The organism is Streptomyces acidicola (assembly GCF_009377235.1).
Classification (GTDB): Bacteria; Actinomycetota; Actinomycetes; order Streptomycetales; family Streptomycetaceae; genus Streptomyces; species Streptomyces acidicola.
In genome coordinates, this window is record NZ_VMNX01000357.1 from 1 (window position 1) to 7024 (window position 7024).

A 7024-nucleotide genomic window follows, 5' to 3' on the forward strand; every position below is an offset into this window, starting at 1 on the left:
CAGGGGTTGGAGGGGCGGGGGGCGGAGGCCTGGCCTCCGCCGCCGTTGTTGTCCGCCCGGCTGCTGTGGGTCTTGATGCCCTGGGCCACGAGGGTGGCCGGGGAGCTGATGACGGCCGCGGCCTTGCCCTCTGCGCCCTGCATGATGCGGTTGTTGCGGGAGTTCGCGATCTCGTCGCCGAAGCCCGGGACGAAACGGTAGATCATCGCGGACGCGAAGATGGCCAGCAGGATGATGGACAGGCCGGAGACGACCGCGGAGAAGGCGTCGGGCCCGTCCTCGCCGGCCAGCGCGCCGGCGAGCCCGAGGACGATCACGATGACCGGCTTGACCAGGATCACCGCGATCATGATGCCCGCCCAGCGGCGGACGTGGCCCCACAGGTTCTTGTCGACGAGTCCGGCGTAGACGACGGTGCCCAGGAGCGCGCCGACGTACAGCAGCGCGGCCCTTATCACCAGCTCCAGCCACAGGACGCCCGCGGCGAGGATCGAGACCAGCGACACGACGATGAGCATGATGGGCCCGCCGCCGATGTCCTCGCCCTTGTCCAGGGCGCTGGAGAAGTTGCCGAAGAAGGTGTCGGTCTGGTCGCCGGTGGCCTTGGCCAGGACTTCTGAGACGCCGTCGGTCGCCGAGACGACGGTGTACAGGATCAGCGGGGTGAAGGCCGAGGCGAGGACCGTCAGCCAGAGGAAGCCGATCGCTTCGGAGATGGCCGTGGTGAGCGGAACTCCTCGTACGGCTCGCTTGGCCACCGCGAGCAGCCAGAGGAGGAGGGTGAGGATCGTGGAGGCCGCGAAGACCACGGCGTACTGCTGGAGGAACGTCGGGTTCGTGAAGTCGACGTTCGCGGTCTGCTCGACGGCGTCGGAGAGCTTGTCGATGGTCCAGGAGGCGGCGTCGGCGCAGCCCTTGGCCAGCGAGGCGAGGGGGTCGAGGGGGTTGGATACGTCGGGGGTGTTGGGGCCGTTGCGGCTGCCTGCGCCGGTGTCGCCTTCGCAGACGTCCCTGGCCTGGCCGGAGAGCAGGGAGCAGTTGCCGTCGTCCGACGAGGGCGAGGGTGTGGGCTCCGCGAACGCCCGCGTGGCGAGCAGGACCACGGCGGTCTGTGCGGCTGTGAGGGTCGCGACGACCTTGAGTACGCGGCGTGGGCTACCGGGCATACGTGAACCCTCCGTACTCCTCGACTGCCTTCGAGATCTCGTCCGACGTCGACACCCTGTTGTCGCCGTTGACCGGTGCGGGGCCTTCCTTCTGGGAGAAGCTGCCGACCTTCCAGTCGCCGTCGGTCCAGCGCAACCCGAGGGTCAGGGTGAACCAGTCGCTGGTGACCGGATTGGCCGAGTTCTCGCCCGTCATCCCGAACACTCCCGTGCACCAGACCTCGACGGTGGCGGCGGTGTCCGAGTGCTCGGTGGCTCTGGTGCCGACCGGCATCGTGCGTGAGACGTACGTGGTGCCCTTCGGGGCGTCGCCGTTCTCGTCCAGGCCGACCTTGTCCAGGAACGACTTGTTGTACACCTGGTCGAGGTTGCTCGCCAGCTCGGAGGCCTTGTCGGCGTCGAACACCTGACTGACGATCTCGGTACGCCGCGCGGGCTTGAGGATGTCGGCCGAGACCAGCACCATCGCGTAGTTCGCGGCCGCCGACTCGGCGCCCTGCTCACTGTGCGCGAACCCGGACGGAATCCCTCCGGTCTTGATCCCCACCGGCTGCTCCCCTGACGGGGCCGTCGCCGCGCTCTTCGCCTTGTCGCCGGACGACGCCGCGTCCGTGGAGTCGTCGCCCCCGCCGCGGTTGGCGAAGGCGATGGCGGCGATGAGCAGGACGACCACGCCCACGACGGTCACAAGGCTGCGGGACGACGACGGACGCCCGCGCCGGGCGCCCCCGTACACCCCACTGCCGCCTGCCTGTTCGGGCAGCCGGGTGCGGGTCTGGCCCGTACCGCCGTACGCCCCGCCGTCGCCGCCCCGTGAGCCGGAGTCGCCGTAACCGTCGTCACCGAGACTCATGCCGCGTAGCCCCCTCGACCTCGTACGGACGGAAACGCATGACAGTACGACGGTAGCCGTGCTGGTTCCCGCGCGGGCGCGGTGTGGAGACTCGACATCAGGGACATCAGGGGAACGCAACCTCAGCCGGTGGGCGCGACGGACGGGTGGGGTCAGTGGGGCACGACACGACAGGATGTGCCACGCGTCCGGCGGGCGGCCGCGCGGCGCGCGCTACACGGCCATGCCGTACACGATGGTGAAGAGCGTGCCCAGTGAACCGATGATGAAGACACCGGTGAGGCCCGCGACGATGAGGCCCTTGCCCTGTTCCGCGCTGAAGGTGTCGCGGAGAGCCGTCGCACCGATGCGCTGCTTCGCCGCGCCCCAGATCGCGATGCCGAGGCAGAGGAGGATGGCGATCGCCATCACGACCTCGATCATCACGCGCGCCTCGTTGCCCAGACTGCCGAAGGGGCCCCAGTCGGGGGCAATTCCGCCGATGATGGTGGTGATGTCGCCCTTTTCGGCCGCAACGAACATGTAAGTCACCGCCCCTAGCGGGTAGTTCTGCACCCTCTGACACGGGTGCGCAGAGGTCGGGCCCATTCTCGCCGACAAATCCGCTGTCGTATGTCGACTTGGCGTCATTGGTTGGCGGGTTTCGTACGAATCCCTTGCCCCCGGCCCGCGCTGACCACTCATGGGCGGCGTGAAACGGTGGGTGACGGGTCATAGCGTCACTCTGTGTATCACGGCAGTTTACGCCGAGCAATGAGGTCGCAGCGGAACCTGTGTGTGGTTCCGTCGTTGGTCACCCTTCGCGCCGCGCGGTCGGGGGCTGTCGGGGTCCATTGGGGTCCGGTGAGGTCCGTCGGGGTTCGAGTGTGCCGGATGCGGGTGTGGGGTGCGCGTGCGGGGTGGCGTGGGGCGCGGGCTTTGGCCGGAACTGAGCGGGTCGCGATCGCAACTTTGACGCGAATGATCGGCTTGTGGGACGTGTGTGTCGGCCGTTTTTATTAGTGCTCGCTTATATAAGTGAGCGATGATACGTTGCCTTCATGCACGCGTTCGAAGTGCTCGGAGACCCCGTACGGCGGCGGATTCTGGAGCTGCTGGCCGAGGGTGAGAGGACGTCAGGCTCGGTTTCCGAGGTCATCAGGGCGGAGTTCGGGATATCGCAGCCCGGCGTCTCGCAGCATCTGAAGGTGCTGCGGGAGAACGGTTTCGCGACCGTGCGCCCGGAAGGGACGCGGCGTCTGTACGCCGTGAACTCGGAGCCGTTGCGTGACATAGACGTCTGGCTCGACCGCTTCCGCCGTTTCTGGACCCCGCATCTGGACGCCCTGGCCACGGAGTTGGCGCGGGGCAAGCGTGAGCGCCGGTTGCGCGACTCCGGTTCGGGCGAGCCCCCCCAGGATGTGAGAGGAACCCCATGATCGACGTGACCCACCAGATCAACGCCGTACAGCGCAAGGTCGGCTCCCGTGTCTTCAAGGCGGGCGAGGCACGTGTGGTGACCCTGAGTCAGACGTACAACTCGACCGTCGAGGACGTGTGGGACGCCTGCACCAACCCCGAGCGCATCCCCCGCTGGTTCCTGCCCGTCTCCGGCGAGCTGCGCCTCGGCGGGCGCTACCAGCTTCAGGGCAACGCGGGGGGCACGGTCGAGCGCTGTGATCCGCCCAAGGGCTTCAGCGCGACCTGGGAGTACGACGAGAACGTCAGCTGGATCGAGCTCCGGCTGACCGAGGCCCCCGAGGGCGGCACCCGCTTCGAGCTCGACCACATCATGCACGTGGAGGATGACGCCCGCTGGGCGGAGTTCGGCCCCGGCGCGGTCGGCGTCGGCTGGGAGCTGGGCCTCGTGGGTCTGACCCTCCACCTCTCGACCGGGGCGCCCGCGGACCCGCAAGAGGGCATGGCCTGGGTCGGCAGCGAGGAGGGCCGCCGCTTCGTGGCGCTGAGCAGCGACGGGTGGTACGAGGCGTTCGTGGCGGCCGGGGAGGACCCGGCCGTGGCCCGCGCGAAGGCGGACCGGACGACGGCGGCCTACACCGGTGCGGAGGAGGGCTGAGCGGGCGGCTCGGCACCCCGGACGGACGTTGCCGCCCGGGTCTCGCGGCCCGGCGGCAACGTCCGGTCAGGTCATTTCTCCGGAGCGGGGTCGAGGTCGAGTTCGACCCCCTCCACGAAGTGGTCGAACTCGCCCGCCTGTACGCCCAGTACGAAGGCGTCCCACTTCCGGCGGTTGGTCGTCACGACGTTGTCCGGGTCGCTGGTCTCACGGATGTAGACGGGCGCCTCGGGGTCCTCGCTCTCGGTGAAGGCGATCTCGATCCAGGGGCCGGGGCCGGTCGCGTTCTCGGGGGCGGCCCGGATCCAGTCGAGGTCGGTGGGGATGTCAGTCACGGGCCGTGTCCTTCTTGAGGGTGGTGAGGAGGGCGAGGAAGGCGTTGAAGGCGGCCGGGGTGGCCTTGAGTATGGCGCCGCCGGGGTCGCCGCTTTCGGTGAGATGGATCGTGCCGGGGGTCGCTGCTACGTGGACGCAGGAGGCGCCCTCGGAGCAGTACGACGACTTCTGCCAACGTGGGTTCATTGGGTTCATGGGTGTTCCCTTCACAGCTCTCGCATCACGTTGTGGATGAGGTCCCGGGTCTTCTCCGGGGCGAGCGCGACAGTGCCGATCCGGTCGAACAGTGTGCGGTACTTGTGCAACTGTGCCTCGGCATCGAGGAACGCGAGGCCGTGAGCCTGGTCGAGATAGACGGTGTCCAGCTGCGGTACCGGGCCGTACGCGTAGTGGATCGACTGCCCGGAGCCCGGGTAGGCGCCGGCGTCGAAGGTGATGGCGCGCAGGGTGATGTGGTCTCGCTCGCTCATGTCGAGCAGGTGCTGCAGCTGCTGCCGGGCAACCGTGGCGCCGCCGACCTTCATCCGTAGGGCAGCCTCGTGGACGATCGCCTCATAGGGGGTCGGGTTGTCCGCGCGGTAGAGGATCGCCTGCCGCTTGATGCGGAACGAGAGGCGGTGCTCGATGTCGGGCGGTGAGAGTTCGGTGACCGCCTGGCGGAAGATCTCAAGGGCGTACTCGCGCGTCTGGAGCAGGCCGGGGATGCGTGCTGTGGTGGAGTCGCGCAGCGACCGGGCGTGATGCTCCAGCTCGGCCAGGTCGAGAAGCGGACCGGGGAGCAGCTCGCGGTATTCCTCCCACCAGCCTCGCTTGCGGTCCGGGGACATGGCCGTGAGCGCCACGACGAGTTCCTTGTCCGGGCAGTCGTAATGACAGGCGATCGTGCGCAGCCGCTCGGAGCTCACCCCGTGGCGGCCGGCTTCGATGTTGCTGACCTGGTTCTGCTTGATGCCGAGGAGCTGCGCGGCCTGCGTAGAGCTCAGGCCCGCTCGCTCGCGCATCTTGCGGAGTTCCGTACCCAGCCGGAGTTGACGACCGGTTGGGGTGCCTCTCATGGCCAATGTGGTTCTCCTCCGGCCAGCTGTGTCACCCACACGCATGAATACTGAAGCACTTCGAGCTCTCTGGTCTAACACCTTACAACTTGACGCTACGGTCTTAGTGACCGCCCAACTCCCCTCTGTGACCGGAGACTTCCATGGCCACCGTATCCCCGTCCTGGAACTACACCCTCCACCTCCCCCGAGACCTCCGGGCCCCCGGCGTCGCCCGAGCCACGCTCCGTACCGCGCTTGCCGCCCACGACCTCACCCAGCTCACCCCCACCGCCGAACTGCTGGCCTCCGAGCTGCTCACCAACGCCCACGCGCACACGGAGGGGCCGTACGCCCTGCGGATCCAGTCCATGGGGCCCGACCGGCTCGTGGTTGCAGTGTGGGACGACGATCCGACCGTGCCCGACGCCTTCAAGGAGGGTGCTCCGCCCGTCGTACTCGAACAAGAGGCCGAACATGGTCGCGGACTGCATCTCGTACGGGCGTGTGCGGACTCGCTCGGAGTGTCCGTGTTGCGGGAACGGGGTGCCTCCACGGGCGGGAAGCTGCTGTGGGCCGTGGTGTAGCAGTCCGCCCGCACCCCGTTCACAGGCAATTCTCAGAGTGGCCCGAGGTGCATTCTCACGCTCGTGGGGCAACCTGGGTCTGATGCGTATATCCCTGCTGGGTGCCGTCGTGCTGCTGACCGTCACCTCCTCGTCCCTCGCCGTCGCCGACGACGGGCCGGGGCCCTTCGGGGTGACCGCCGACGCCCCGGCGAGTGCCGCCACCGCGCGCGTGGGGGCGATCTTCCGGGGCGGGCCGAGCGGCGGGCACTTCTGTACGGGCTCCGTGGTGCGGAGCAAGGGGCATGACCTCGTCGTCACCGCCGCGCACTGTCTCGACGGGGGCGGAGATCTCGTTTTCGTGCCCGGGTACCGGGACGGGAAGGCGCCGTACGGGGTCTGGAAGGTCGGGAAGACGTACGTGCCGGGCCGGTGGGACGGCGGGGAGCGGGGCGAGGACAGTGACGTCGCCTTCGCTCGGGTGGACCGGAAGGACGGGCGGGGGGTGCAGGACGTGGTCGGGGGGAACGTGTTCGCATCCCATCGGGCCACCGGAGCCACCGCGGTCACCGTGACCGGGTACGCCAAGTCCGGCTCGACGCCCATCACTTGCACGAACAAGCCGACAGCCCACAACTCCACCCAGCAGCGCATCGCATGCCCCGGCTTCTCCGGCGGGACCAGTGGGAGCCCCTGGGTGAACGGGGACGGACAGGTCGTCGGGGTGCTCGGTGGGCACGAGGAGGGCGGGGCCACGGATGACATTTCGTACAGCGTGGTGTTCGGGGAGGAGGCAGTCCGGCTGTATCGCGCCGCCGATGGCGAGTGATCATTCCGTGATCGCCGGGCCGCCTCTACACTTCTGTCGGTGGAATGCGAGTGCCGGGCAGCGAGGGGCGGTTGACGGTGCGTAAGGCATGGATCGTGGGGATCGCCCTGTGCGGCGCCGGTCTCAGCTTCGTCCTGCTGCTCGTCGTCGGCGTCTACATGACCGCAGGGAGTCTGGCGGGCGG

The 7024-nt window shown here is 68.5% G+C and carries 10 protein-coding genes; 4 read left to right on the top strand and 6 right to left on the bottom strand.

What is annotated here, in order from left to right:
- From FPZ41_RS43435 to FPZ41_RS43445, 3 genes are all read right to left on the bottom strand, one after another.
- Window positions 1–1166, bottom strand: a 1166-nt coding sequence (locus tag FPZ41_RS43435; RefSeq protein ID WP_152870056.1) for a hypothetical protein, incomplete at its 3' end; no start/stop codon positions are given.
- Window positions 1156–2019 (bottom strand): hypothetical protein, encoded by an 864-nt coding sequence (locus FPZ41_RS43440; RefSeq protein WP_152870057.1) that lies wholly within the window; start codon window positions 2017–2019, stop codon window positions 1156–1158. The genes FPZ41_RS43440 and FPZ41_RS43435, both read right to left, overlap by 11 nt.
- A 213-nt stretch (window positions 2020–2232) precedes the next feature.
- Window positions 2233–2541: a hypothetical protein gene (locus FPZ41_RS43445; protein WP_131572015.1), complete on the bottom strand. Its 309-nt coding sequence runs from the start codon at window positions 2539–2541 to the stop codon at window positions 2233–2235.
- A gap of 518 nt (window positions 2542–3059) precedes the next feature.
- Between FPZ41_RS43445 and FPZ41_RS43450 the strand changes: the two genes are divergently transcribed.
- Window positions 3060–3437 (top strand): ArsR/SmtB family transcription factor, encoded by a 378-nt coding sequence (locus FPZ41_RS43450; protein WP_152870059.1) that lies wholly within the window; start codon window positions 3060–3062, stop codon window positions 3435–3437.
- Complete coding sequence (locus FPZ41_RS43455) at window positions 3434–4075, top strand: SRPBCC family protein (protein ID WP_152870061.1); 642 nt, start codon at window positions 3434–3436, stop codon at window positions 4073–4075. The genes FPZ41_RS43450 and FPZ41_RS43455 overlap by 4 nt, the downstream gene beginning before the upstream one ends.
- A 71-nt stretch (window positions 4076–4146) precedes the next feature.
- Here FPZ41_RS43455 and FPZ41_RS43460 read toward each other — a convergent pair whose 3' ends face one another.
- From FPZ41_RS43460 to FPZ41_RS43470, 3 genes are read right to left on the bottom strand one after another with little or no spacing between them, the layout of a single operon-like run.
- Window positions 4147–4410: a DUF397 domain-containing protein gene (locus FPZ41_RS43460; RefSeq protein WP_131572018.1), complete on the bottom strand. Its 264-nt coding sequence runs from the start codon at window positions 4408–4410 to the stop codon at window positions 4147–4149.
- Complete coding sequence (locus tag FPZ41_RS43465; protein WP_322621481.1) at window positions 4403–4606, bottom strand: DUF397 domain-containing protein; 204 nt, start codon at window positions 4604–4606, stop codon at window positions 4403–4405. The genes FPZ41_RS43460 and FPZ41_RS43465 overlap by 8 nt, the downstream gene beginning before the upstream one ends.
- An 11-nt stretch (window positions 4607–4617) precedes the next feature.
- A complete protein-coding gene (locus tag FPZ41_RS43470; RefSeq protein WP_152870063.1) occupies window positions 4618–5466 on the bottom strand; it encodes a helix-turn-helix domain-containing protein in 849 nt (282 codons plus the stop codon).
- A gap of 143 nt (window positions 5467–5609) precedes the next feature.
- On the opposite strand from FPZ41_RS43470, the gene FPZ41_RS43475 reads away from it, so the two are divergent.
- A complete protein-coding gene (locus FPZ41_RS43475) occupies window positions 5610–6032 on the top strand; it encodes an ATP-binding protein (RefSeq protein ID WP_152870065.1) in 423 nt (140 codons plus the stop codon).
- Window positions 6033–6114: 82 nt separating this feature from the next.
- On the top strand, window positions 6115–6840 hold the full coding sequence (locus FPZ41_RS43480) for a trypsin-like serine peptidase (RefSeq protein WP_152870066.1): 726 nt from the start codon (window positions 6115–6117) through the stop codon (window positions 6838–6840).
- Window positions 6841–7024 lie beyond the last annotated feature (184 nt).